19 protein-coding genes are annotated in these 23,844 nt (G+C 72.0%); 12 read left to right on the top strand and 7 right to left on the bottom strand.

The genetic code is table 11. The features are described 5' to 3' along the window. Positions 1-75 precede the first annotated feature (75 nt). Positions 76-2,442, bottom strand: a complete 2,367-nt coding sequence (locus ACSQ18_RS13065) for a beta-galactosidase (protein WP_436037844.1) — start codon at positions 2,440-2,442, stop codon at positions 76-78. Beyond that, complete coding sequence (locus ACSQ18_RS13060) at positions 2,439-3,443, bottom strand: serine hydrolase domain-containing protein (RefSeq protein ID WP_436037843.1); 1,005 nt, start codon at positions 3,441-3,443, stop codon at positions 2,439-2,441. Before ACSQ18_RS13060 ends, ACSQ18_RS13065 begins: the two co-directional genes overlap by 4 nt. A gap of 283 nt (positions 3,444-3,726) precedes the next feature. Here ACSQ18_RS13060 and ACSQ18_RS13055 point away from each other — a divergent pair, with 283 nt between their 5' ends. The 11 genes from ACSQ18_RS13055 to ACSQ18_RS13005 all read left to right on the top strand — a co-directional run bounded on the left by ACSQ18_RS13055 (position 3,727) and on the right by ACSQ18_RS13005 (position 16,344). Then, positions 3,727-4,818: a Gfo/Idh/MocA family protein gene (locus tag ACSQ18_RS13055; protein ID WP_436037842.1), complete on the top strand. Its 1,092-nt coding sequence runs from the start codon at positions 3,727-3,729 to the stop codon at positions 4,816-4,818. A 653-nt stretch (positions 4,819-5,471) separates the two neighbouring features. Then, on the top strand, positions 5,472-6,755 hold the full coding sequence (locus tag ACSQ18_RS13050; protein ID WP_436037841.1) for an ABC transporter substrate-binding protein: 1,284 nt from the start codon (positions 5,472-5,474) through the stop codon (positions 6,753-6,755). 38 nt (positions 6,756-6,793) lie between these two features. Continuing rightward, a complete protein-coding gene (locus ACSQ18_RS13045; RefSeq protein WP_436037840.1) occupies positions 6,794-7,786 on the top strand; it encodes a carbohydrate ABC transporter permease in 993 nt (330 codons plus the stop codon). Next, entirely contained in the window at positions 7,783-8,709 is a 927-nt protein-coding gene (locus ACSQ18_RS13040; RefSeq protein ID WP_436037839.1) for a carbohydrate ABC transporter permease, read from the top strand. Before ACSQ18_RS13045 ends, ACSQ18_RS13040 begins: the two co-directional genes overlap by 4 nt. After that, positions 8,706-9,398 (top strand): hypothetical protein, encoded by a 693-nt coding sequence (locus tag ACSQ18_RS13035; protein WP_436037838.1) that lies wholly within the window; start codon positions 8,706-8,708, stop codon positions 9,396-9,398. The genes ACSQ18_RS13040 and ACSQ18_RS13035 overlap by 4 nt, the downstream gene beginning before the upstream one ends. Before the next feature lie 174 nt (positions 9,399-9,572). Then, entirely contained in the window at positions 9,573-10,700 is a 1,128-nt protein-coding gene (locus tag ACSQ18_RS13030; RefSeq protein ID WP_436038445.1) for a Gfo/Idh/MocA family protein, read from the top strand. A gap of 21 nt (positions 10,701-10,721) precedes the next feature. Further along, on the top strand, positions 10,722-11,972 hold the full coding sequence (locus ACSQ18_RS13025) for a dihydrodipicolinate synthase family protein (protein WP_436037837.1): 1,251 nt from the start codon (positions 10,722-10,724) through the stop codon (positions 11,970-11,972). A 382-nt stretch (positions 11,973-12,354) separates the two neighbouring features. Next, complete coding sequence (locus ACSQ18_RS13020; protein ID WP_436037836.1) at positions 12,355-13,230, top strand: sugar phosphate isomerase/epimerase family protein; 876 nt, start codon at positions 12,355-12,357, stop codon at positions 13,228-13,230. Further along, positions 13,227-14,267 (top strand): LacI family DNA-binding transcriptional regulator, encoded by a 1,041-nt coding sequence (locus ACSQ18_RS13015; RefSeq protein ID WP_436037835.1) that lies wholly within the window; start codon positions 13,227-13,229, stop codon positions 14,265-14,267. Before ACSQ18_RS13020 ends, ACSQ18_RS13015 begins: the two co-directional genes overlap by 4 nt. After that, on the top strand, positions 14,264-15,385 hold the full coding sequence (locus ACSQ18_RS13010; protein ID WP_436037833.1) for a glycerate kinase: 1,122 nt from the start codon (positions 14,264-14,266) through the stop codon (positions 15,383-15,385). Before ACSQ18_RS13015 ends, ACSQ18_RS13010 begins: the two co-directional genes overlap by 4 nt. A gap of 80 nt (positions 15,386-15,465) precedes the next feature. Beyond that, positions 15,466-16,344, top strand: a complete 879-nt coding sequence (locus tag ACSQ18_RS13005) for a DNA-formamidopyrimidine glycosylase family protein (RefSeq protein ID WP_436037832.1) — start codon at positions 15,466-15,468, stop codon at positions 16,342-16,344. A gap of 142 nt (positions 16,345-16,486) precedes the next feature. Here ACSQ18_RS13005 and ACSQ18_RS13000 read toward each other — a convergent pair whose 3' ends face one another. From ACSQ18_RS13000 to ACSQ18_RS12985, 4 genes are all read right to left on the bottom strand, one after another. Continuing rightward, positions 16,487-16,906: a GIY-YIG nuclease family protein gene (locus ACSQ18_RS13000; protein WP_436037831.1), complete on the bottom strand. Its 420-nt coding sequence runs from the start codon at positions 16,904-16,906 to the stop codon at positions 16,487-16,489. Positions 16,907-17,169: 263 nt separating this feature from the next. Next, complete coding sequence (locus ACSQ18_RS12995; RefSeq protein WP_436037830.1) at positions 17,170-18,534, bottom strand: pyridoxal phosphate-dependent decarboxylase family protein; 1,365 nt, start codon at positions 18,532-18,534, stop codon at positions 17,170-17,172. Further along, a complete protein-coding gene (locus ACSQ18_RS12990) occupies positions 18,531-20,258 on the bottom strand; it encodes an amidase (RefSeq protein WP_436037829.1) in 1,728 nt (575 codons plus the stop codon). The genes ACSQ18_RS12995 and ACSQ18_RS12990 overlap by 4 nt, the downstream gene beginning before the upstream one ends. Then, positions 20,255-21,283: an agmatine deiminase family protein gene (locus ACSQ18_RS12985; RefSeq protein WP_436037828.1), complete on the bottom strand. Its 1,029-nt coding sequence runs from the start codon at positions 21,281-21,283 to the stop codon at positions 20,255-20,257. Before ACSQ18_RS12985 ends, ACSQ18_RS12990 begins: the two co-directional genes overlap by 4 nt. Before the next feature lie 66 nt (positions 21,284-21,349). Between ACSQ18_RS12985 and ACSQ18_RS12980 the strand changes: the two genes are divergently transcribed. Continuing rightward, a complete protein-coding gene (locus ACSQ18_RS12980) occupies positions 21,350-22,000 on the top strand; it encodes a TetR family transcriptional regulator C-terminal domain-containing protein (protein ID WP_436037827.1) in 651 nt (216 codons plus the stop codon). Here ACSQ18_RS12980 and ACSQ18_RS12975 read toward each other — a convergent pair. Beyond that, entirely contained in the window at positions 21,997-23,817 is a 1,821-nt protein-coding gene (locus ACSQ18_RS12975; RefSeq protein WP_436037826.1) for a hypothetical protein, read from the bottom strand. The two genes, ACSQ18_RS12980 and ACSQ18_RS12975, sit on opposite strands and share 4 nt — an antisense overlap. Between the last annotated feature and the right edge of the window lie 27 nt (positions 23,818-23,844).

The raw sequence follows: 23,844 nt of genomic DNA, 5'->3' as shown, positions 1-23,844 counted from the left end.
ACACCCTTCGCGCGCGGCGAACATGTTGTCTGGGCGGAGACGTGTTGTCTCGGCGGGAGCGGCGGAGAACCCCGCTCACCCGACCGGATGCCACGGCCTGCGGATGCGGAGGGCGACGGCGTCGACGGCCACCAGCGACTCCGCGGCGGCGGCGCGGCGGGCGGCCGCTTCCGGGGGGAGCCACACGGTCGACCTCCTCGACAGGGGGAGTACGCGGAGCGTCAGCACGCTGTCCGGGGTCGCCCCCACGTCGGGGAGCGAGACCGACCAGCGCTCACCGTCCCAGAACCTGTCGTCGACGACCTCGCCGTCCACGCAGAGCTGCGCGACGTCGCCGGCCCAGTCGATGTCGAGCACGGCGTCCCCGTCCCACGCACCGACCTCGAGCGCGAACACCGCGGCGCGCTCCGCGAGCATCTCGGCGGAGGGGGCGCTGTGTCGCCGACCCCCGAAGCCGTAGTCGTCGGGAACGTCGCCCGCGGCGCGCACCGCGGTCACCACGACGGCGCGTGGCGGGGCGGGCGCCAGCGACGGCGCGACGGCGACATCGACCCACGCTCCCGCGACGCGGTCGTACCGGCGGAGCCACGTGGCATCCCTCACCGCGACCCCCGCGTCGCCGGTCGCGAGTTCGCCGTCCGTCTCGAACACCTCGTGGCCGTGCACCCACACCCGGTCCGCGTCGGCGACCACGAGCAGCCGCCCGTCGCCCACCCGGTGCGTCCCGACAGGCACGTCCCGCGGCTCCTCGCCCTCGACGCACACCTCCACGGGGATGCCGGGGGTCGCGGCCACGACGAGCGTCGCCTCTGTGGCGGCTGTGGCATCCGTCGCCGTGGCATCCGTCGCCGCGTGCGGCGCAGGCGGAAGCAGCGTGAGGGCGGATGCCGTCACCCACCGCAGCCGCGTCGCTCCCGGGGCCGCGCCGAGCCGCAGCCCCACGGGCCAGCGCGCGAGGGTGCCGGCGGGGATGTCGATCGGGCGCGAGGGGATCGTGACGACCTCGGTGTCGGTGTCGGTGTCGGCATCCCCGTCGGCCTCGGCGTCGGCCTTGAGTGCGAGCGTGAGCTGCACGCCGCGCACGGCCTCGACCTGTTCGTACGGCTGATGGTGGCTTACGACCACGAACGCCTCGTCGCCGTCGGAGCGCAGCGCCCACCGGAGTGTCGTGCGATCCGCGAACCCGCCGGGGCCCGCGTCCGGAAGCGACGACGTCATGCCGCCGAGGCGGTCGCCGAAGGCCGCGAGGAACGCGTGCTGCCCGCGCAGCTCGTGCGCCGACGTGTGCAGGTCGCCGGACTGACCGATCGGGGCGTGGAAGTCGTAGCTCCACTCCGGCAGGTCGTTCGGGTAGCCGGTCGCCTGACTCTCCTGCAGTCCGGCACGGGGATTCCGGCCGCCCACGTACATGTAGTAGCCCTGCCAGGCCGAGCCGTTGCCGATCTTCACGTGCGCGAGCGCCGCGATGTCGCGTGCCGAGAGCACCGGGCGACGGTGGTAGGCGGTCGCCATCCCGGAGCCCAGCTCACACGTCGCGGGCGGGAAGCCGTGCAGGTCGGCGCGGCGGCTCGCGGCGTGAGCGTCGGCGTCGGCATCGACAGCGGCTTCGTCCCCGTCGACGGCGGCGAAGCCCTGTGTCGCACGCACGTCCTCGCCGACGCCGGGGTCGTCCCAGTCGTGCGACGGGAAGAAGTGCGCGCGGAAGTTCCGCTGCCACCCGCCCTCCGGATCGACCCAGAAGCCGTCGGCGTACCCGCCGAACAACGGCACGACCTCGCCGGCGGGGAGCTGCGCGCCGCCCCACGCCGTCGCCGTCCACAGCGGTGCCGACATGCCGGCCTCGCGGGCCAGGCCGATGAGGGTCGAGATGTGCTCCGGCCGGTCGTAGAGCTCGTTCTCGATCTGGATCGCCACGATCGGACCGCCCGCACGCGCACGTCCGTCCAGGGCGGCCGCGAGCTGGGCGAACCACTCCCGAACGAGGTCCAGATAGGCGGGGTCGTCCGTCCGATGTGCCACGTCGGCATCCTGAACCCAGTCCGGGAATCCGCCGTTGCGTGCCTCGCCGTGCGCCCACGGCCCGATCCGCAGCACGAGCTCGAGCCCGGTCGCGGCCACCTCGTCGATGAAGGCGGCGACGTCGAGGTCGCCGTCGAACCGCGGGCGCCCGCGCTCGGCGACGTGGTGGTTCCAGAAGACGTAGGTCGACGCGAGCGTCACGCCGCCGGCGCGGAGCTGCCGCAGACGTTCGCCCCAGCGGGCCCGGGGGAGTCGGCTGTAGTGCAGTTCGCCCGAGACCGGGACGAACGCCGTGCCGCCCCGCAGCACGGCGCGGTCGGTGAGGGTCAGGCCGCGTGCGACCTCGGACGCGATCGGCAGGGCCGCCGGCGATGCGGGCGCCGGCCACGGGCGGTGCCGCACGGTGTGCGCGGGGAGGTTCATCGCGCCGACACCACCGCGTTGTCGAGCAGGTCGATGTCGACGCCGGGGCGCTCCGCCTGATTGGTGAGGAACACCCACGCGACGCCCGCGGACGGGTGCACCCAGAGCTCCGTGCCCGACCAGCCGCCGTGGCCGTACACGTCGCGGTCGATGAGCCCCGGCGCCCGCGTGCGGAGGTTCCACGTGAAGCCCCAGTCCTGACCGCGCTCGGCGGTGTACGGCTCGAGGCGCGGGATGTCGCCGGTGAGGGGGCGCCGCATCATCTCGAGGGTCGCGGGGCGCAGGATGCCGTCGCCGGCTCCCGCGTGGATGCGCAGCAGCTCCGACCCGACGCGGAGCAGATCGTCCGCGCGCCCCGAGAGGCCGGCGCCCGGTGCGCGGGTCGCGACGAAGCGGGCCATGTCCACCCCTGCCGCCGCAGCGTCGGGCACGGCCACCGCGTCGTCGGGGTCGAGCGTCAGCCCCGTGGCACCGATCTCGGCCGCCCACTGCGCGACACCGGCATCCCACGTCGTTCCCGTCGCGTGCTCGTGCAGCGCCGCGATGCCCTCGAAGGCGATCGTCGAGTAGCGGGATGCCGTGCCCGCCGCGAAGTCCCTCCCGCGGTGCAGGAGCTCGTGGCGCAGCGGAAGGGCCGTGTCGAGGGCGGGTTCGGAGATCCCGGACGTGTGGCTCACGAGGTGCGACAGGCGCACCGTGTCGTCGCGCTCGGCACCGAACGCGGGGAGCGCCTCGGCGAGCGGCGTCTGCAGCGAGAGGAGGCCCCGTTCGACGGCGCGCGCGGCGGCGATGCCCAGGAGGGGCTTGGTCACCGAGAAGAGGCGGAAGGTGTCGTCGACGGTGACGGCGCGAGTGGTGCCGGAGTCGAGTGCCGCCGTGCCGAACGCGTCGAGGGCGACCGTGCCCTCGGCGGTGGCGATGCCGAGCACCGCGGTGGGCAGGCGACCGGATGCAACGTGGCCGCGCGCGATGTCGAAGGCCGCGGCGTAGGAAGTGCTCATTCGCCCAGCCTAGGTCGTTCGCGAGTGCGGCGGATAGCGCTTTCCCGAAGAAGGCTCTATCGTGGACGCGACGACGACGCGGCGCGGTGACGGCGGCGGCGACGGCTTGACGAGGGCTCGGCGACGAAACTTCGGAGAAAACGCAAAAGAGCGGATGCCTCGGCGATATTGCTCCGCTTTTCGCGCGAATCTCCGAAATCCTGCGCGGTCACCGCCACCGCCACCACCACCGCCACCGCCACCGCCACCCCACCCGCCGCCACCACCGCGAGGAGTTCCGCGCATGACCACCACACTCCGCTGCGCGATCGTCGGCACCGGCGCCGTCGCGCACCTCCACGCGCGCGCCGTTCTCGCCCACCCGCATGCGGTCCTGGTGGCCGTGACCGATCAGACGCGGCCCACCGCCGAGGCCTTCGCGGCCGAATGGGCACGCGGCGCCGCGCCGACGGTCTACGACTCGCTCGACGTGCTGCTCGCGACCGAGCGGCCGGATGTCGTGCTCGTCTGCACGCCGCCCGGCGCGCACCGCGAGCAGACGCTCGCCGCGTTCGCCGCCGGATCTCACGTCATCGTGGAGAAGCCTCCGGCGCCGTCGCTCGACGAGCTGGACGAGATGCGCGCCGCCGCCGACGCGGCTGATCGGCGTCTCGCCGTGGTGTTCCAGCAGCGCACGGGCACGGCCGCAGCGCACGTCCGCAGCCTGCTGCAGTCGGGGGCGTTGGGGCGTCCGCTCCTCGCGGTCTGCCAGACGCTCTGGTACCGCGACGAGGAGTACTTCGCCGTCCCGTGGCGCGGGACGTGGGAGACCGAGGGTGGCGGCACGACGCTCGGCCACGGCATCCATCAGCTCGACCTTCTGGGCTTCCTCCTGGGCGACTGGGCGAGCGTGCAGGGACGGCTGTGGCGCCTCGATCGCGACACGCAGACCGAGGACACCTCCACCGCGACGATCACCTTCGCCAACGGGGTCGTCGCGCAGGTGGTGACGAGTGCCGTGTCGCCGCGACAGACGAGCTCGGTGCGCATCGACACGCAACGCGCGACGGTGACGGTCGACCACCTCTACGGCCACGGTCACGAGAACTGGGTGATCACGCCCGCGCCGGGCTTCGAGGACGACGCCGACGACTGGGACCTCCCCGCGATCGAGGAGCGCAGCGACCACGCACCGCTCCTGCGGGACGTCTTCGACGCCCTGTTGTCGGGGTCTCCCCTTCCCCCGACGGCGGAGGAGCCCGCCCGCGCGCTCGAACTCGTCGCCGCGATCTACGCCTCCGCCGCCGCCGACGGCGCGGTCGTGACGCCCGCCGACCTGGCCGCGCACCCGACGCACCGGTCCGGTTTCGCGAGCCCCGTCACCGACATGCGCTGATCGCCGCCGCTGCGCCGCGGGGCGTCTTCGCCGGTGGGGGCGTAGTGGTTCGAGGGCGTCGTTGTGCGGGTGGGTGGCGGTGGCATTCGCGATTCGCCGCGGGTGAAGCGGCTGGCTGGGCGTGGTGGCGGGGGTGTGGTGGTGGTTCGAGGGCGTCGTTGTGCGGGTGGGTGGTGGTGGCATCCGCGATTTGCCGCGGGTGAAGCGGCTGGCTGGGCGTGGTGGCGGGGGTGTGTGGGTTCGGGGGCGTCGTTGTGCGGGTGGGTGGTGGTGGCATCCGCAACGTGGCGCGGGTGAAGCGCGGGCGAGGGCGCGACGGGGCGACGCGACAGGGCGGGCCGCGAAGCGACGCGGGGGAAGGAGTGCGACGAAGGGGTGCGGATGCCACGGCGCGGCGGCCCTGCGGGTCGATACGATGGCGGGGGCTGTGACCGGTACCAGCGGCGCGGAGATCACGGGCGGAAAGCGATTTCCGGAATCTGTTGCAAAACGTTTCAACGCGTAGTACGGTAACCGGCAAGCGCTTTCCCGATCTGGAAACACCTGCACGAGGACTCCTGGAGAACTCGACCCGCACGGGCGGCGCGCACCGCACACAAGGACAACGGACGTCCGCGGCACACGGAACACGGGCGTTCGAAGAGAGGACAAGGATGTTCAGCACCAAGCGGGCCCTGGCCGCCGTCGCCGTCGTGACCGGCGCCGCCCTCGCTCTCGCCGGCTGCGCCGGCACCAGCGAGCCGGCGTCGTCGTTCGACCCCAACGAGAAGGTCACCCTGAACTTCACGTGGTGGGGCAACGACGACCGCGCCGCACGGTACGACGCGCTCATCGCGGCGTTCAACGAGGAATACCCCAACATCACGATCAACGGTCAGTTCACCGACTTCCCGAGCTACTGGGAGAAGCGTCAGACCGAGGCGGCCGGCGGCGGGCTCCCCGACGTGTGGCAGTTCTCCGACAGCTACCTGCGCCAATACGGCGAGCCCGGCTACGTGCTCGACCTCGCCACGGTGGCCGACTACATCGACTTCGACACCTTCGACGAGGCGCTGCTGGGCACCGGTCAGCTGAACGGCACGCAGTACTCGCTGCCGACCGGCTACAGCGCCTGGGCCAACTTCGTCAACGACGACCTCATCGCCGCCAACGACCTGACCGCGCCCGAGGGCGGGACGTCCTTCGAGGACTTCACGGCGTGGATGAAGAGCGTGACGGATGCCACGGGCGGCAAGGTCTACGGCGGCACCGACGTGACGCAGCGCATCCAGACCTTCGAGCTCGTGCTGCGCGCCGACGGCAAGAACCTCTACACCGAGGACGGCAAGCTCGGCTTCACCGAGGACGAGCTGAAGGCGTTCTGGGAATCGGGAGCCGCCGCGCGCGACGGCATCACGGTCCCCCAGAACAAGCTCGAGGAGATCACCCCGAAGTCGGGCTTCGGCGGCAACCTCACCGCGAGCGAGACGAGCTGGAGCAACTTCCTCGGCGGCTACCTCGCCGACTCGGGCGCCTCGTCCATCTCGCTCATCGCACCGCCGACGGCCAAGCAGGGCTCCAAGGACCTCTACCGCCAGGCCGGTCTGCAGATGGCGATCTCCGCCGACACGGAGCACCCGGAGGCGGCGGCCATCTTCCTCGATTACGTCGTCAACAGCGAGAAGGCCGGAGAGATCTTCGGCACGACGCTGGGCTTCCCGGCATCCTCCTCGAAGCTCGCCGGCGCCGTGCTGGAAGGTGCCGACAAGCAGGTCGCGGACTACCTCGACTCGGTCGCCGACCGCATCGGTGACGCCCCGCCCGTGCCGGTCGTCGGCTACGGTGCGCTCGAGCAGAAGTTCTGGGACCTCGGCAAGGCGCTGGGCCTCGGTGCGATCACCGTGGACGACGCCGTCAAGCAGTTCTTCGACGAGGCGAACGTCGTCCTGCAGGGCTGAGCCCCGCCGTCGAGCACGCAGTCGAGTAAGGAGAGATCATGGCAACGGATTCGGTCGCGACCGCGACGCGACAGCCGCAGGCCGAACCGGCCTCCCGTCCGGCGGGTAACCGTCGGACGGGAGGTGCCCCCCGCCGCGGCAGCAGCCTGCGACGGCGCGAGAACGCGGCGGGGTATCTCTTCCTCTCGCCGTGGCTCATCGGGTTCTTCCTGCTCACGGCGGGACCCATGCTCTTCTCGCTCTACCTCGCGTTCACGAACTACAACATCTTCGCCCCGCCGAAGTGGATCGGCCTCGGCAACTTCGAGCGGATGCTGCAGGACGACGTGTGGTGGGACTCGGTGCGCATCACCCTGCTCTACGTCGTGGTGGGCACCCCGATCAAGCTCGCCGCGGCCCTCGGGGTCGCGATGCTGCTGAACTTCCGCAGCAGGGGCACCGGGTTCTTCCGCTCCGCCTTCTATGCGCCCTCGCTCATCGGCGCGAGCGTCAGCATCGCGATCGTGTGGCGGGCGATGTTCTCCACCGGCGGCCCCGTCGACAGCTCGCTGAGCCTGTTCGGCATCGACATCGGCGGCTGGGTGGGCGTGCCCGCGCTGATCCTGCCGATGATGATCCTGCTGGCGGTCTGGCAGTTCGGCGCCCCGATGGTCATCTTCCTCGCGGGCCTCAAGCAGGTGCCGCAGGAGCTCTACGAGGCCGCGTCGGTCGACGGCGCGGGCCCGTTCCGCAAGTTCCGCAGCGTCACGCTGCCCATGCTCTCGCCGGTGATCTTCTTCAACCTGCTGCTGGAGATGATCCACGCGTTCCAGATCTTCGCGTCGGCCTACATCATCGGCTCGGGCACGGGCGGACCGGCCGGGGCGACCAACTTCTACACCGTGTACCTCTACACGCGCGCCTTCACGAACAGCCAGATGGGCTACGCGTCGGCCATGGCGTGGGCGCTGCTCCTCGTGGTCGCCGCCATCGCCTTCATCATGTTCCGCACCTCCAACTCGTGGGTGCACTACGCGGGAGACAACCGATGAGCGCCTCCGTCCAGCCCGCGACGGGCCTCGAGACCATCACGGCCGTGCTGCCCAAGGGCGTCACGCCCCCGCGTCGGCGGTTCGGGAAGCGCAAGACGTGGCAGACGGTCGTCTGGGTGATCGCGATGATCGCGCTGACGGCGATCATCCTCTACCCGCTCGCATGGATGTTCTCGGCGTCGTTCAAGCCGACCGCCGAGTTCGGCGCGAACCAGGGCTTCTTCCCGAACAAGCCGACGATCGACAACTACTTCAAGGTGCTCGCCGGCGTCGGCGGGGTGCCGCTGTGGCAGTTCTTCGTGAACTCGTTCATCCTCGCGATCGGGTCGGTGATCGGCACGGTCATCTCGGCATCCCTCGCGGCCTACGCCTTCGCCCGCGTGAAGTTCGCCGGCAGCGGCGTGTGGTTCGCCGTGATGATCGGGACGCTCCTGCTCCCGTTCCACGTGCTGATCATCCCGCAGTACATGCTGTACCGGAACCTCGACCTCGTCGACACCTTCGTGCCGCTGCTGCTGGGCAAGTTCCTCGCCACCGAGGCGTTCTTCGTCTTCCTCATCGTGCAGTTCATCCGCGCGCTCCCGCGCGACATGGACGAGGCAGCGCGCATCGACGGCTGCGGGCACTGGCGGATCTACTGGTCGATCATCCTGCCGCTGGTCAAGCCCGCGCTGGTGACGGCATCCATCTTCGCGTTCATCTGGAGCTGGAACGACTTCCTCGGGCCGCTGCTGTACCTGAACTCGACGGACATGTACCCGCTGCCGCTCGCGCTCCGGGTGTTCAACGACCAGACCTCCACCTCCGACTACGGGGCGACGGTGGCTGTCTCGGTGCTCGCGCTCCTGCCGATCCTGCTCTTCTTCATCGTCTTCCAGCGCTTCCTCGTCGAGGGTGTGTCGACGCAGGGGCTGAAGGGATGAGCCCGCGTCGCGGCCGCGCGTCCCGACCGGCGCGCGCCGAGGCAGACGGCAGCGTCCTGCGCTGGCCCGGTGCGGCGCAGCGGTTCGCGCTGTTCGGCGAGGTGCTGTGGATCGGCGCGCTCATGGCGGTCGTGTGCCTCCCGGTGGTGACGTGGCCCGCCGCGGTCGCGGCCGGTTCCGCGCACCTGCGCCGCTTCCTCGCGGCCGAGGCCACACCGGCATCCGGGTTCTTCCGCGACGCCGTGCGCGCTCTCCCGGGCGGCATCGGGGTGGGGGTCGTGACGACGGCGCTCGGCACGATCGTCGCCGTCGACGTCGCACTGACGGCCGAGGGCACGGTGCCGGGTGGGATGCTGGTGGCCGTCGTGGTCGCGACGATCGGCCTCGCGGCGCTCGTGGGGGCGACGATCGCGTCGTCGCTGTGGACGCCGGGCGCGTCGTGGCGCGACCTCGTGAGGATCACCCCTCGCGTCGCGCGGGCGGACCTTTCGGGAACGGCGTACACCGTCGTCGCGCTCGGCCTCGCCGCGACGATCGTGTGGCAGTTCCTGCCCCTCGTCATCCCCGTGCTGGGGCTCCTCTCCTTCGCGCTGGTGTCGATCGGGGAGCGCCGCATGGTGCGTCTGACGGCCGCTGCCGCGCGTCGCGACGCCGGCGGCCCCCGAGGCGCAGTGGAGGGCCTGACCTAGTCCCGATTGCACGCCACGGGTTGCGGAAAGCGCATTCCGGATGTCATCATGAGTGAAGCGGAAAGCGCTTACCGATCTTAAGGAACGACCGTGTCAGAGACGACGACCCGACCCACCACCACTTCGACCCCCGCCGCCGTCGACGCCCCCGCCGTGCGCGAGGTCGGCATCATCATGAACGGCGTCTCGGGACGCATGGGCTACCGCCAGCACCTCGTGCGCTCGATCCTCGCCATCCGCGACCAGGGCGGCATCGAGCTTCCCGATGGCACGCGCCTGACGGTCAAGCCGCTCCTCGTCGGACGCAGCGCCGCGAAGCTCGCCGAGCTCGCCGCGCGTCACGGCATCGAGGACTACACCACCGACCTCGACGCCGCCCTCGCCGACCCGCGCTGGGAGATCTACGCCGACTTCCTCGTCACGAAGGCCCGCTCCTCGGCGCTGCGCAAGGCCATCGCCGCCGGCAAGACGATCTACACCGAGAAGCCCACGGCCGAGACGGTCGCCGAAGCGCTCGAACTCGCCAGGCTCGCGGATGCCGCGGGGGTGAAGACCGGTGTCGTGCACGACAAGCTCTACCTCCCGGGACTGCAGAAGCTCAAGCGGCTCATCGACTCCGGCTTCTTCGGCCGCATCCTGTCGGTGCGCGGCGAATTCGGCTACTGGGTGTTCGAGGGTGACTGGCAGCCGGCGCAGCGTCCGTCGTGGAATTACCGTGCCGAAGACGGCGGCGGGATCATCGTCGACATGTTTCCGCACTGGAACTACGTGCTGGAGAACCTGTTCGGCGAAGTGAAGAGCGTCTACGCCCAGGCGGCGGTCCACATCGCCGACCGGTGGGACGAGAACGGCGCCCACTACACCGCCACCGCCGAAGACGCCGCCTACGGCGTGTTCGAGCTCGACGGGGGAGTGATCGCGCAGATCAACTCCTCGTGGACCGTGCGGGTGAACCGCGACGAACTCGTCGAGTTCCACGTCGACGGCACGCACGGGTCGGCCGTCGTCGGGCTGTTCGGTGCGAAGATCCAGCACCGCAACCAGACTCCCAAGCCCGTGTGGAACCCCGACGTCGCCGACGATCACGACTACGACGCCGACTGGGCAGAGGTTCCCACCAACGAGGTGTTCCAGAACGGGTTCCGGCAGCAGTGGGAGGAGTTCCTCCTCTCCTACGCGGAGGGCACCGACTACCCATTCGACCTGCTGTCCGGTGCGCGCGGCGTGCTGCTGGCCGAAGCCGGTCTGCGCTCGTCGGCCGAGGGTCGCAAGGTCGAGCTGCCCACGCTCAGCCTGGACTGAGCCCGGCCCGAGGACACCACCATGACCGACCTCCCCCTCCTCTCGCCCCACGGCGCCGTGTCGGTGATCCCGCTCGCCGATGCGCCCGCGTTCGCCCGGCCGACCGCGCCGCTGCGCACCCGCATCGCGTACGCTGCGGCGCACGTCGTCCCGAAGCCCCACGCGGACAACACCCCCGGTCGCCCGGCCGAGATCGACTGGGATGCCACGCTCGCCTTCCGCCGGCACGTGTACGGGTGGGGGCTCGGCGTGGCCGATGCGATGGACACCGCCCAGCGCAACATGGGACTGGATGCCGCGGCCACGCGCGAGCTGATCGCGCGCTCGGCCGAGGTCGCCCGCGAGGAGGGCGGTTCGGTGGTCGTCGGCGTCAACACCGACCACGTCGACGCGGAACGTCTCACCCTCGCCGAGGTGATCGACGCGTACGTCGCACAGTTGCACTTCACCGAGGAGCAGGGCGCCGGACCGGTGCTCATGGCATCCCGGCATCTCGCGCGGGTCGCCGAGACCGCCGACGACTACCGCCGCGTGTATCGCGCGGTGCTGCGGGAGGCGACGACCCCCGTCGTGCTGCACTGGCTGGGCACCGCGTTCGACCCGCAGCTGGAGGGCTACTTCGGGTCGACCGACTGGCGCACCGCCGCCGACGTGCTCCTGGAGATCATCGGCGAGAATCCCGATCGGATCGCGGGCGTGAAGATGAGCCTCCTGAACGCCGAATCGGAGGTGTCCGTGCGTGAGCGCCTTCCCGAGAGCGTGCGGATGTTCACGGGTGACGACTTCAACTACGTGGGCCTCATCGGGGGCGACGCGTTGTCGTCGGGCGAAGCGGGCGCCGCGGGAACGACGGCGGATGCAGCGGGGTCGCCGGTGGGGGCTGCGGGGTCGAGGTCGGGTGCTGCCCGGGGGTACTCGGATGCGCTGCTGGGCGCGTTCGCGGCGATCACACCGGTCGCCTCCGCAGCGATCCAGGCGCTCGATGCGGGAGACACTGCGGGCTACCTTCGCATCCTCGGTCCGACCGAAGACCTCAGCCGTCAGGTGTTCGCCGCGCCGACCTTCTACTACAAGACGGGTGTCGCGTTCCTGTCGTGGCTGAACGGTCACCAGTCCGCCTTCCAGATGGTCGGCGGGTTGCACTCGGCGCGCAGCCTGCCGCACCTGTCGCGCATCGTCGAACTCGCGAACGCGTCGCAGGCGCTGGAGCGCCCCGAACTCGCCGCGGCGCGCTGGTCGGATCTCCTCCGCCTGAACGGACTCCTGCCGTGACCATGTCCCACTTCCGGCGGCCCATGTCCCACTTTCGGCAGAGCATGTCCCGAGTGGGGTTGACCATGTCCCACATTCGGTTGTTTGACCACCCCCGAAGCGACCGAAAGTGGGACATGCGGCCGGGGCGGCTGCCCCAGACCGACCGAAAGTGGGACATGCCACCCGGGCACCGGCCCCGGAGCGACCGAAAGTGGGACATGCCGCCCAACCGGCGGCCCATGTCCCGAATGCGGTTGACCATGTCCCACTTTCGGCGGCCCATGTCCCGAGTGGGGTTGACCATGTCCCACATTCGGTTGTTTGACCACCCCCGAAGCGACCGAAAGTGGGACATGCCACCCGGGCACCGGACCCGAACCGACCGAAAAGGGGACATGCGATGACGGCCCCGGATCCGCGCCTGTCGATCAACCAGGCCACCATCAAGCACGCCGACCTCGCGACCGCCCTCGCCGTGACGGCCGAGGCCGGGATCGAGGCCATCGGCCTCTGGCGCGAGCCCGTGCAGGAGGTCGGCCTCGCCACCGCCGCGCGCCTGTTGGCCGCGTCGGGACTGCGCTTCACGACGCACTGCCGCGCCGGCTTCTTCACGATGCCCGAAGGTCCGGCGCGCCGCGCGGCCATCGACGACAACCGCCGCGCGATCGAGGAGGCGGCCACTCTCGCCGCGGCGGGGGCGCCCGGATCGACGGCGGTGCTCGTGCTCGTCGCGGGCGGACTGCCCGACGGTTCGCGCGACCTCGTCGCGGCGCGCGGGCGGGTGCGGGATGCGTTGGAAGAGCTTGTCCCGGATGCCGAGGCCGCCGGTGTCACGCTGGCGATCGAGCCGCTGCATCCGATGTTCGCCTCCGACCGCTGTGTCGTCTCGACCCTCGGTCAGGCGCTGGATCTCGCGGCGGGGCTGCCCGCGCACGCGGTCGGGGCGGCGGTAGACACGTTCCACATCTGGTGGGACCCCGACGTGCTGTCGGCGATCGACCGCGCGGGCCGCGAGGGGCGCATCGCGACCTATCAGGTGTGCGACTGGAAGACGCCGCTCCCAGCCGACGTGCTGCTCAGCCGCCACTACCCGGGCGACGGGATCATCGATTTCGCCTCGCTCACCCGCGCGGTCGTCGCCACCGGCTATGACCGCGACATCGAGGTGGAGATCTTCAACGAGGACATCTGGGCGACCGATCCGGCCGAGGCGGTCCGCCGCACCGCAGAGGGCTTCGCGGCGGCCGTGTCGCCGCACCTAGAATCACGAGCATGACCGACGACGCTCCCGTGACCGTGCGCAGCGGCGCCGTCACCCTCGATGACGTCGCGCGCGAGGCGGGGGTGTCGCTGGCGACCGCGTCGCGGGCGCTGAACGGCTCGACGCGCAAGGTCGCCGACTCCTACCGCGCCCGCGTGGAGGCGGCCGCCACCCGTCTCGGCTACACGGCCAACCTCTCGGCGCAGGCGACCGCGCGCGGCACGTCGGCGATCATCGCCCTCCTCGTCGCCGACATCGCCGACCCCTACTTCGGACAGATCGCGTCGGGGGTCGCACGCGGCGCCGACGAGGCAGGTCTCGTCGTGACCGTCGCCATCACGGAGCGCGATCCCGAACGCGAGGTGCGGCTCGTGAGGGCCCTTCGCGGCCAGCGCCCGCGTGGGCTGATCCTCGCGGCATCCCGTACGTCGTCGGAGCTCTCGACGGAGCTGGCCGCCGAAGTCGAGCACCTCGCGGCCAGCGGCGGGCGCGTCGTCGCCCTCGGCGCCGGGGTGCCGGGCGTGCGCTCGGTGACGGTGGACAACCGCGGCGGCGCCCGCGAACTGGGTGCCGCGCTCGCGGACCGCGGCTACCGGCAAGCGGTAGTCCTGGCCGCCGCGGAGGGCACCGTGACGAGCGACGAGCGCGTCGGCGGTTTCGTCACGGGCTTCACGACGGGCGGCGGCGCGGAGCCTCGCGTGCTGCGCGGCACGTTCAGCCGCGAGTCGGGGCACGACCTCATGCGCGACGCGCTCGCCGACGGCGTCGCGCCGGGCACGGTGGTCTTCGGCATCAGCGATGTCGTCGCGATCGGGGCGCTCGCCGCTCTCCGCGAGGCCGGGCGAACGGTCGGTGACGACGTGGCGCTCGCCGGCTTCGACGACATCCCGACCGGACGTGACGTGACTCCGGCGCTCACGACGGTGCGCATCCCGCTCGACGAGGTCGGCTATCAGGCTTTCCACGCCGCGACGGATGCCGAGTGGCAGCCGGCCGATGAGACGCTGCGTCTCGAGGTGCTGCTGCGCGAGAGCACGCCGCCTCGGTCATGACCCGCGTCGTCGTCGCCCTCGACAGCTTCAAGGGTTCGATCGGCGCCGCCGCGGCGGTCGATGCCGTCGCGCACGGCTGGCGAGAGGTGGACCCGGACGCGGTGGTGCGGAGCCGCCCGATGGCCGACGGCGGCGAGGGCACGCTCGACGCGTTCGCCGCCGCCGTTCCCGGCGCGACGCGGATGCCGGTGACGGTGCGCGGTCCGCACGGCCGCGATGTCGCGGCATCCTGGCTGCTTCTTCCCGATCGCAAGGGTGCCGGCGCGAGCGAAGGCACCGGCGCGACCGGGGTCGTCGAGCTCGCGTCGACGAGCGGGATCGAGCTGCTCGGTGCCGAGCGCTGCCCGTGGGATGCCGACACGTTCGGCTTCGGGCAGGCGATCGCGGCGGCGCTGGATCACGGTGTCGACCGGCTCGTGCTCGGGATCGGCTCGTCGGCCTCCACCGACGGCGGTGTGGGACTGCTCGTCGCGCTCGGCGCCGCGTTCGTCGACGCGGACGGGCGTGCGGTCGCACCCGGCGCGCGCGGGATGGCCGAGGTCGCCGCCGTCGATCTGACCGGGCTGCGCCCGCTGCCGCCGGGCGGCGCGATGGTGCTCACCGACGTCACGAATCCTCTTGTCGGGCCGCGGGGCGCGGCGGCGGTGTTCGGTCCGCAGAAGGGGGTGACCGGCGACGAAGTGCCGGTCGTCGATGCCGCTCTCGCCCGACTGGCGGGTGCAATGGGCGGTGACCCTGCGGCACCGGGCGCGGGCGCCGCGGGCGGCACGGGGTTCGCGCTCGCCCGGTGGGGGGCGCGGCTGCGGCCCGGTGCCGACGATGTCGCCGCGCTCATCGGGTTGGACGAGGCGCTCGCGGATGCCGACCTCGTCATCACCGGTGAGGGGTCGTTCGACGGACAGTCGGCCGCGGGCAAAGTGCCCTCTCTCGTGGCGTCGCGCGCCCGCGCCGCAGGGGTTTCCGTCGCGCTCGTCGCCGGACGCGTCGCACCTGATGCCGACACGTCCGCCTTCGTCGCCGTCGTGGCGCTGGCCGAGCTCGCGGGGAGCGCCGAGGCGTCCTTCGCCGATCCCGCGCCCTGGCTGCGCGCCGCCGGCAGGTACCTCGCCTCCCGGTGACGCGCCGCGCACCGCGATTCCCGGACACTCACTCACCGGCCCCGCTGGACCCTGCACGGCCCGCGGGGGAGGATGGGCGCATGCCGGAGTCTCCCGAGGTCGAGGTGCTCGCGCGGTTCGTGCGCGACCGGGCCGCGGGTCGTCGCATCGATGCGGTAGAGCTCGACGAGTTCCGCGCCCTGAAGACCCGCGCGCGGCCGCTCGGAGAGCTCTCGGGGCGCGCCGTGACCGACGTCACCCGTCACGGCAAGCACATCGCGGTCGCCACCGACGGTCCTGTGCTCCTCGTGAGCTTCGGCCGTGCCGGGTGGCTGCGGTGGGAGCCGGCCGGGGAGGCTGCGGCATCCGCGGGTCTGCCGGCCGACGCTGCCGCCGACACTGCCACCGACGCCCCGCCCGCCGCGCCGATCGGCCGACTGACGCTCGACGACGGCGACGCGTTCGTCTTGACGGATGCCGGAACGTGGCTGTCATTCGGGCTCTCGGTCGTCGATGAGGCGGCCGACGTGGCGGCCATCGCGAAGCTCGGACCCGATCCCCTCGGCGATGCCTTCGCCCTCGCCGACCTGGAGCGGGTCGTGGCGGGTCGCCGCAAGCAGCTGAAGGCGGTGCTGCAGGAGCAGGAGTCGCTCGCCGGCATCGGGAACGCGTACTCCGACGAGATCCTCCACGTGGCGCGGCTGTACCCGCTGCGGCATGCGGGCGATCTGGGCGAGGGGGAGCGCGCGCGGCTGTTCGCCGCGATCCGAGAGGTGCTCACGGGGGCGCTGGCCGACCGGTCGGGTGCACCGATCGCCGAACTGAAGGCGCGGAAGGTCGCGTCGATGAGGGTGCACGGTCGCACGGGCGAGCCCTGCCCCGTGTGCGGAGGCGTCGTGGCCGACGTTCCGGGATCGAAGGGCGCGGCGCAGTACTGCCCCGTCTGTCAGCCCGACGGGGAGCACCCGCCCGCGTCCTGACGACGCCTGCTGCCGCTCCTGCCTTCCGGTCAGGCGATGTGCGACGTCACGCGAGCAATGCCCCGCAACTGACGGCGCACGTCTCGCGCCAGGCGTCGTCCTCGGCATCCGAAGAGGGTACGACCGCTCCCGCGACGTCAGCTCACCGGCGGTAGGCGTCGGCGACCCAGCGGGCGTAGGCGTCCCACGGGGGGATGCCGCCGGCCACCGCGGCGATGTGCGCCAGCAGCCGCGGGTCGGCGGTGAACCACTCGCCGCCCTCACGGAGGTCGGCGAACTCCCGGTGCCGTCGCTGTTCGAGTGCGCGGTCGCCCGGTTCGAACGCGAGGAGCTCCTCGTGGAGGATCGCCGCGAGGCGCTGACGCGGCCGGTGCGACGTGCCGATCTTGATCCGCTCCCGCCAGCGCAGGTAGTAGACGACGTCGACGCGCGGCGGCGGCAGGTCGGGATCGGGCGCGTCGCCCACTCGCCAGTCGCAGACGGCGCAGTGCCACTGACCGTCGCGACGGATGCCCGCGGTCGCGCCGCACAGGAGGCAACGCTGCGGCAGGGGGTCATCCACTCGGCGAGGCTAGCGCCGGGCACCGACACGGCATCCGGGGCTCCCGTCCGCGCGCGTTCGTCGCCGAGCATGTAGCAGCTCGGAGCCCGCGGAGTCAACGGGTGCGCTGACACTCTTCCAGGCGCCTAGCCTGGACATGCAACATCGGGTGGGATGCGGTAGAGGCGATGTCGTTCGGGTCGCTGTCGACTCCCGCATCTTCCGGAGAGGGTTCCGCCGTACGGGCTTCGGCGGGGCCCTCTCCTGCATTCGTCCCTCCAGCCTCACGCCGTCGTGTCGAGGATCCTCGTCAGGTGCGCGAAGGTCGTGCGGGGGTTCACGAGCGCGAAGCGGGCGTTGGTGCGCCCGCGGTGACCGCTCGGCGTGACGAACGCGTGCTGGTCGTCGAGGAGCCGCGCCGACCAGGCCTCGTAGTCGGCCTTGTCCCACCCGTCGCGCTCGAACACCACGACCGACAGCTGCGGACGCCGCACGAGGCGGAGACCCGGGCGCCGTTCGATCTCGTCGGCGATCTGCTGTGCGAGGTCGAGGGATGCCGTCACCGCCTCGCGGTACACGCCGGCGCCGTAGGTGGCCAGCGAGAACCACAGCGGGAGGCCCCGGGGACGCCGGGTGAGATGGGCGGCGTAGTCGGACGGGCTCCAGTCGCTCTTCTCGGTGAGGGTGTCGAGGTACTCGGCGTGCTGTGTGTGGGCGCGTCGCCCGAGCTCGGGATCGCGGTAGAGCAGGGCGCACGCGTCGAAGGGCGCGAAGAGCCACTTGTGCGGGTCGACGACGAGCGAGTCCGCGTGCTCGACGCCGGCGAACAGCGGTCGCGCCCGCGGCGACAGCATGGCCGCCAAGCCGTAGGCGCCGTCGACGTGCAGCCAGAAGTCGTACCGCTCCTTGAGCGCCGCGATGCCGGCGAGGTCGTCGACGATCCCGAAGTTGGTCGAACCGGCGGTCGCGACCACCGCGAACACGCTCGCGCCGTACTCCTCCAGGGCCGCGGCCACGGCATCCGCCCGCAGCACCCCGTCGTCGGTGGGAGCCACGGCGACGACCTCGATGTCCATGACGCGTGCCGCCGACGCGATGGAGGAGTGCGCCTCCGCGCTGCACACGACGCGCCAGCGGTCGGGGCGCGGGCGCGTGTCGATCGCGTGGGCGCGCGCGGCGACGAGCGCCGAGAGGTTGCCGAGGGTGCCGCCCTGCACGAACACGCCGCCGGCGCCGGCGGGGAGCCCGAACTCGGAGCCGAGCCACCGCAGCACTTCGTTCTCGGCGTGCACGGCCCCCGCGCCCTCCAGCCACGAGCCGCCGTAGAGGGCGCTCGCCGAGACGACGAGGTCGAACGCCGCGGCGGCCTTCGACGGCGCCGACGGGATGAACGACAGGTACTGCGGGTCGTCGGTCGTGATGCACGCCGGAGCCAGCACGTGCTCGAAGACCGACAGCGCCTTGCGCGCGCCGATCCCGTCCTCGTCGATCGTGCGGCCGGCCAGCCGAGAGAGCTCCGGCGCCGACAGCGGCTTGTCCAGCGGCGTCTCGCGCGAGAGGAGGCGGCGCCGGGAGTAGTCCAGGACGAGGTCGACGATGGTCGCGGCCTCTTCGCTGACCTCGTGCATGCGAACGGCGTCGGCGGTCATGATGTCTCCGTCTTCAGGGTCGAGAGGGGCAGAGCGGGGGTGCGCGGGGGCGCCACACGGCGGCTCCCGGTCGCCTCGAAGGCGATCGCAAGGCGCAGCAGCGCGGTGTCATCGTAGGCGCGCCCGGCGAACGTGAGGCCCACCGGCATCCCGATGTCGGGCAGGAGACCCATCGGGACGGTGACCGTGGGGATGCCGAGGTGGCGGATGGCGAGGTTGCCGTTCGCGATCCACGTGCCGTTGCGCCAGCCCACGTCGGCCGAGGCGGGGTTCACGTCCATGTCGGCCGGCGCGATGTCGGCGACGGCGGGAAAGACGACGGCGTCGAGCCCGTGCGCGTCGAGCCACTCCTCGAGGTCGATGCGGCGGGTCTCTTCGAGTCCGCGGAGTCCGTCGGCCAGTTCCGGCATGTCGTCGAGCGTGGCACCGGGGTGCGTCCGCACCCACTCGGGGTACTCGGCGATGTCGTCGTCGAATCCCGTGTAGCGGTCGGGGAGGGCGCCCTCGGGGTGCGGGAAGATCGCCTCGCCGTCGACGGCGGCGAGCGACGAGAGGGCCGGGTCGCGGTTCGCGGCGAGGAAGTCCTCCCACGCCCACGCCGACAGGTCGACGATCTCCCGACGCAGGTAGGCGGGGGAGACGAGTCCGCGCGTGAGGATCGTGGGGGCACCCGCACGGTCGCCCTCGTAGTTGCTCACGACGGGGAAGTCGACCTCGACGACCTCGGCGCCAGCCGCCTCCAACGCGGCGCGCGCCGCCTGCCACAGGGTGAGCACCGTCGGGCGGGTGACGATGGGCTCGCCCGTCGGACCGCCGACGCCGCGCGAGCCGGTCCCGGCATCCGGGTCTGCGCCGATGTACATGCGAGGGATGCCGAGGCGCACTCCCCGCAGGTCGGCGTCCGCCGCGAGGGTCGGGTACGACGCGGGCCGCACGGTCGAGGCGGCCGGCACCGGCACCCACGGCTGCACGCGCCAGAAGTCCCCGCGGGTGCGGGGGTCGTCGGCGACGATGACGTCGAGCACCTCCAGGAGGTCGGCCATCGTGCGCGTGTGGGGCACGACGACGTCCATCGTGGGGACGAGCGGCCAGTTGCCCCGCACCGAGATCACGCCGCGGGACGGGGTGTAGGCGCACAGCGCGTTGTGGGATGCCGGTCCCCGCCCGCTCGACCAGGTCTCCTCGCCGAGCCCGAAGGCCGCGAAGCTCGCGGCCGTCGCCGTGCCGGAGCCGTTGGAGGAGCCCGACGCGAACGGAGCCGTGAGGTACGCCGCGTTGTACGGGCTCTCGGCCCGGCCGTAGAGGCCGCGCTGCATGCCGCCGTTGGCCATCGGGGGCATGTTGGTGAGTCCCAGGCAGATCGCGCCCGCCGCCCGGAGGCGTTCGATCGTGAAGGCGTCGCGCTGGGCCACCAGGTCGGCGAACGCGGGCGACCCGGCCGCCGCCGTCAGCCCGGCGACGAGGTAGCTGTCCTTCGCGGTGTACGGGATGCCGTCGAGCGGGCCGCGGGTCGCGCCGTGCGCCCGGCGGGTGTCGCTGGCGGCCGCTTCTGCCCGCGCTGCGGGGTTGCGCACGACGACGGCGCGCAGCGCGGTGGGCGTGTCGGGGCCGTCGTAGGCGTCGATGCGGGCGAGGTAGGCGTCGACGAGCTCGACGGCGGTGGTCCGTCCGGCTTCCAGTTCCGCCCGCAGGTCGGCGATCGACGCCTCGACGACGTCGATCACGGGGTGACCGCCGGCTGCTGCTGGGTGATGCAGTGGATGCCGCCGCCGCGGGCGAACAGGGGGCGTGCGTCGACCGTGACGACCTCGCGACCGGGGTACGCGGCGGCGAGGATCTCGACGGCCTGCGCGTCGGCGCGCGGCTCGCCGAACCCGCACGCGATCACCCCGCCGTTGACGACGAGGTGGTTCACGTAGCTCCAGTCGACGAAGCCCTCGCCGTCGCGCAGGGTCTCCGGCGCGGGGAGGTCGATGATCTCGAGACGTCGGCCCGCGGCATCCGTCTGCTCGGCGAGCAGGGCGCGCAGCTCGGAGGTCACGACGTGGTCGGGGTGGCCGGGGTCGCGCTGGTCGTGGAGGAGGAGCCTGCCGGGCGAGGCGAGCGTCGCGACGATGTCGACGTGACCGTTGGTGCCGAAGTCGTCGTAGTCGCGGGTGAGGCCGCGGGGCAGCCAGATCGCTGTCGTGGCGCCGACGGTGCGGGCCATCTCGGCCTCGACCCGCGCCCTGTCGGCGAAGGGGTTCCGGCGGGGGTCGAGCTGCACGGTCTCGGTGAGGAGCACAGTGCCCTCGCCGTCGACGTGGATGCCGCCGCCCTCGTTCACGAGGGTCGAGCTCACGAGCTCGGCTCCGGTCGCGGCCGCGACGAGGCGCGCGTGCTCGGCGGACTTCCGCCACGACGCCCACACCGGGGCGCCCCAGCCGTTGAAGATCCAGTCGACGGCACCGAGCGCGCCCGTCTCGTCCACGACGAACGTGGGTCCGGAGTCGCGCATCCAGAACTCGTCGACCGGCGCGTCCAGGAGTTCGACCTCGCTCGGGAGCATGCGGCGCGCCCGCGCATGCTCGGCGGGATCGACCACCATCGTCACGGGCTCGAACCGGGCCACGGCGGCGGCGACCTCCGCCCACGCCGCGTAGCCCTCGTTGCGCAGCGCGTCGGTGTCGCCGAGGGTCTCGCCCTCGGCGGGGAAGGTCATCCACGTGCGCTCGTGGGGCGCCGTCTCGGCGGGCATGCGCCAGGCCATGGCATCTCCTCGCGGTTCGGACTACAGTATTGATCAAGCGATCAACAAGGGGAGCGTACCGACCTCATGACCGGCCCGTCAACTGCACGCCCCCGTCCTGCACGACCCCGTGCCGCGCGCACGTCTCCCGACCAGCGCCGCGCTCAGGTCGCCGAGGCGGCGCGAGCGATCGCGCTCGAGGCGGGCCTGGATGCCGTCACGCTCCGCGCCGTCGCCGCCCGCATGGCGGTCGCCCCCGCCCTCGTCGCCCACTACGCGCCGCGCATGGACGACCTCGTCGCCGACACCTTCGGCGCGCTCGTGGCGGCCGAGCGGCACGACGTCGCGACACTCCTCGACACCGCCGCAGAGCCTGCGCGACGCCTCGGCATCCTGCTGGAGACCCTCCTCGACGGCACGCGCGACGACATCACGCTCGTCTGGGTGCAGGCGTGGGCGATGGGGGCGCGCTCGGAAGCGCTGGCCTCACGTGTGCGCGACGAGATGGATGCCTGGCAGACCGCGATCGCGCGCGAGGTGCGTCACGGCATGGATGCCGGTGTGTTCGATGCGGGCGACGAGGCGGCGATCGCGTGGCACCTGCTCGCGATGATCGACGGGTTGAACGCCCACTCGCTCGTGCGGTGGAACGCGCATCCCGACCGTCGCGCTCTCACGGCGCGCGCGGTCGCCGGGCTCCTCGGGGTGAGCCCGGACGACCTCGCGCCGCAGGGTTAGGGCGAGACCTGCAACTGGAACGAGATGCGGGTACCGCCGTCGATCATGACGGGGGCCGGCAGCGGGATCGTCCGCGTCGACCGGATGCCGTTGGTCTTGACGTAGGAAGCGGTCCGCTCCACGACGTCGGCGCGTGCGTTGGCGTTGAGCGCGGCGATCAGCTCGTCGAAGGATTCCGCCTCCATCACTGGGTCGTCCCACTGCTCGGTCGGCGGCGACACCGTCAGGGTCATCGTCCGCTTCACCGTCGAGGGGACCGTGACCGAGAACGGCACGTACTGCGTGCCGCTGACGGCGCCCGGAGCGGCCTTGAGCACGGTGCGGAAGTCGTACGTCTTGCCGCGGGTCGCCTTCATGACGCTGCCCGGCGCGACGTTCTTCCACGTCCCGGACTGACGGATCTGCAGCGCCGACACCCGGCCGACGCGATATCCCTCGGCGAAGCGCGATGTCGCCTTGACGCTCACGATCGTGACGTCGTCGAAGGGGTTGGCCTGCAGTTGCGCGATGTCCTCGGAGACGTCCCACCCGACGAGCTCGGTCAGCATCTCGCGGCTGGAGTAGGTGTTGACGTTGTGGAGCGTGGACACGCGACCGTCGCGCTCGTACTCGATCCGCCACGACACCTTCGCGGTGCCTTCCCAGGCGTTGTCGAGCGTGCGCAGCACGTCGGTTCCGAGCTGGGCAGCGACGGCCGGCGCGAGCAGGAGCTCCTCCGAGATGTGGCTGACGGCCGTGCTCGTGTTGCTCCCCGCGATGCTCACCGTGGTGACGGGCACGGTCGGCGCGCCGGCGCCGAGGACACCGCGGATGCCGGCGAGGCGGTCCTGCACGAGGTGGCCCTTCACCTTGCCGATGGCGCTGACCATCTTGTACGACTGGCCCAGGTCGGGAACGATCCGTGCGGCGGAGGCGCCGTGGATGTTCACCGAGAGCGAGGAGTTCTGCTCGTTGGGGTGGCCGAAGGCGTACACGTCGTCGCCGCACACGGCGGTGACCGTGCCGACGCTGGCGGACCCGACCGCACCGTAGCCGTAGGAGACGGCGATGTTGCCTCCCGTGACGATCGGGTAGTCGGCGCCGTCGTCGGCGCCGCCGCCGATCGCGAGACCGCGGGAGGCGACCGGGCGGTACCCGTCGACCTCCTTCGAGAGGCGGCTTGCCACGGCGTCGAGCGTCGCGGCCGTCGTGCCGACGGTCACCCGCACGGGCCGGAGCTGCCGGATCGACGCCGTCGAGGATGTCGTGGGAGCGGGCTCGCCCGCGAGCGTCGCGATCTGCTTCTGCGCCGACAGGGTGAGGCTGCGTGACAGCGGCAGGTCGCCGATCGCCTTCATGTAGGCGGCGGGCGTGACACCGGCGACATTGTCGGCGAGCGAGCTGAAGCCGTACGACACGGCGCCGATGAGGGCACCGTCGGCGTCGTACACGGGCGATCCCGACGCGCCGGCCCACACGCCCGCCGCGGGGGTGCCCGACGCGCCGTCTACCTCCGGTCCGGAGAGCCGCACGAGCAGGAGGTCGCGCGGGTTGCCGTACGCGTCGTACCCGAGACCGTTGTCGAGCTTGCCGATGTACTCCCCGGTAAACGTCGTGGGCGTGGTGCCCTTCACGGTCGACAGCCACGTGACCGCCTGCCCGTCGCTGAGCCCCGAGATGGGTGCGATCGCAAGCTCCTGTCCGGGCACCTCGCAGAACATGTCTGCCGGATCGTCCGCCTGAGCGGGCGCCGCCGTGAGCGCTCCGAGCAGCGCAGCGATGGCCGCGACGGTGGTGGCGGCGCGCAGCCTCGCGCGCGTGGTGCCGGTGGTGGTCATGGTGTCCCCTCGATCGTCACTGACAGG

It is taken from the genome of Microbacterium sp. LjRoot45 (assembly GCF_964253325.1).
GTDB lineage: Bacteria > Actinomycetota > Actinomycetes > Actinomycetales > Microbacteriaceae > Microbacterium.
Note: the sequence above shows the minus strand (reverse complement) of the source record. Positions and strands in the feature narration are given on the sequence as shown.

Coding starts and splice junctions, on each gene's coding strand:
- ACSQ18_RS13035 (WP_436037838.1), top strand. CDS start 8,706: ATGAGCCCGCGTCGCGGCCGCGCGTCCCGACCGGCGCGCGCCGAGGCA.
- ACSQ18_RS13010 (WP_436037833.1), top strand. CDS start 14,264: ATGACCCGCGTCGTCGTCGCCCTCGACAGCTTCAAGGGTTCGATCGGC.
- ACSQ18_RS12985 (WP_436037828.1), bottom strand. CDS start 21,283: ATGGCCTGGCGCATGCCCGCCGAGACGGCGCCCCACGAGCGCACGTGG.
- ACSQ18_RS13025 (WP_436037837.1), top strand. CDS start 10,722: ATGACCGACCTCCCCCTCCTCTCGCCCCACGGCGCCGTGTCGGTGATC.
- ACSQ18_RS13005 (WP_436037832.1), top strand. CDS start 15,466: ATGCCGGAGTCTCCCGAGGTCGAGGTGCTCGCGCGGTTCGTGCGCGAC.
- ACSQ18_RS13045 (WP_436037840.1), top strand. CDS start 6,794: ATGGCAACGGATTCGGTCGCGACCGCGACGCGACAGCCGCAGGCCGAA.
- ACSQ18_RS13055 (WP_436037842.1), top strand. CDS start 3,727: ATGACCACCACACTCCGCTGCGCGATCGTCGGCACCGGCGCCGTCGCG.
- ACSQ18_RS13040 (WP_436037839.1), top strand. CDS start 7,783: ATGAGCGCCTCCGTCCAGCCCGCGACGGGCCTCGAGACCATCACGGCC.
- ACSQ18_RS13020 (WP_436037836.1), top strand. CDS start 12,355: ATGACGGCCCCGGATCCGCGCCTGTCGATCAACCAGGCCACCATCAAG.
- ACSQ18_RS12975 (WP_436037826.1), bottom strand. CDS start 23,817: ATGACCACCACCGGCACCACGCGCGCGAGGCTGCGCGCCGCCACCACC.
- ACSQ18_RS12995 (WP_436037830.1), bottom strand. CDS start 18,534: ATGACCGCCGACGCCGTTCGCATGCACGAGGTCAGCGAAGAGGCCGCG.
- ACSQ18_RS13030 (WP_436038445.1), top strand. CDS start 9,573: ATGAACGGCGTCTCGGGACGCATGGGCTACCGCCAGCACCTCGTGCGC.
- ACSQ18_RS12980 (WP_436037827.1), top strand. CDS start 21,350: ATGACCGGCCCGTCAACTGCACGCCCCCGTCCTGCACGACCCCGTGCC.
- ACSQ18_RS13015 (WP_436037835.1), top strand. CDS start 13,227: ATGACCGACGACGCTCCCGTGACCGTGCGCAGCGGCGCCGTCACCCTC.
- ACSQ18_RS13050 (WP_436037841.1), top strand. CDS start 5,472: ATGTTCAGCACCAAGCGGGCCCTGGCCGCCGTCGCCGTCGTGACCGGC.
- ACSQ18_RS13065 (WP_436037844.1), bottom strand. CDS start 2,442: ATGAACCTCCCCGCGCACACCGTGCGGCACCGCCCGTGGCCGGCGCCC.
- ACSQ18_RS13060 (WP_436037843.1), bottom strand. CDS start 3,443: ATGAGCACTTCCTACGCCGCGGCCTTCGACATCGCGCGCGGCCACGTT.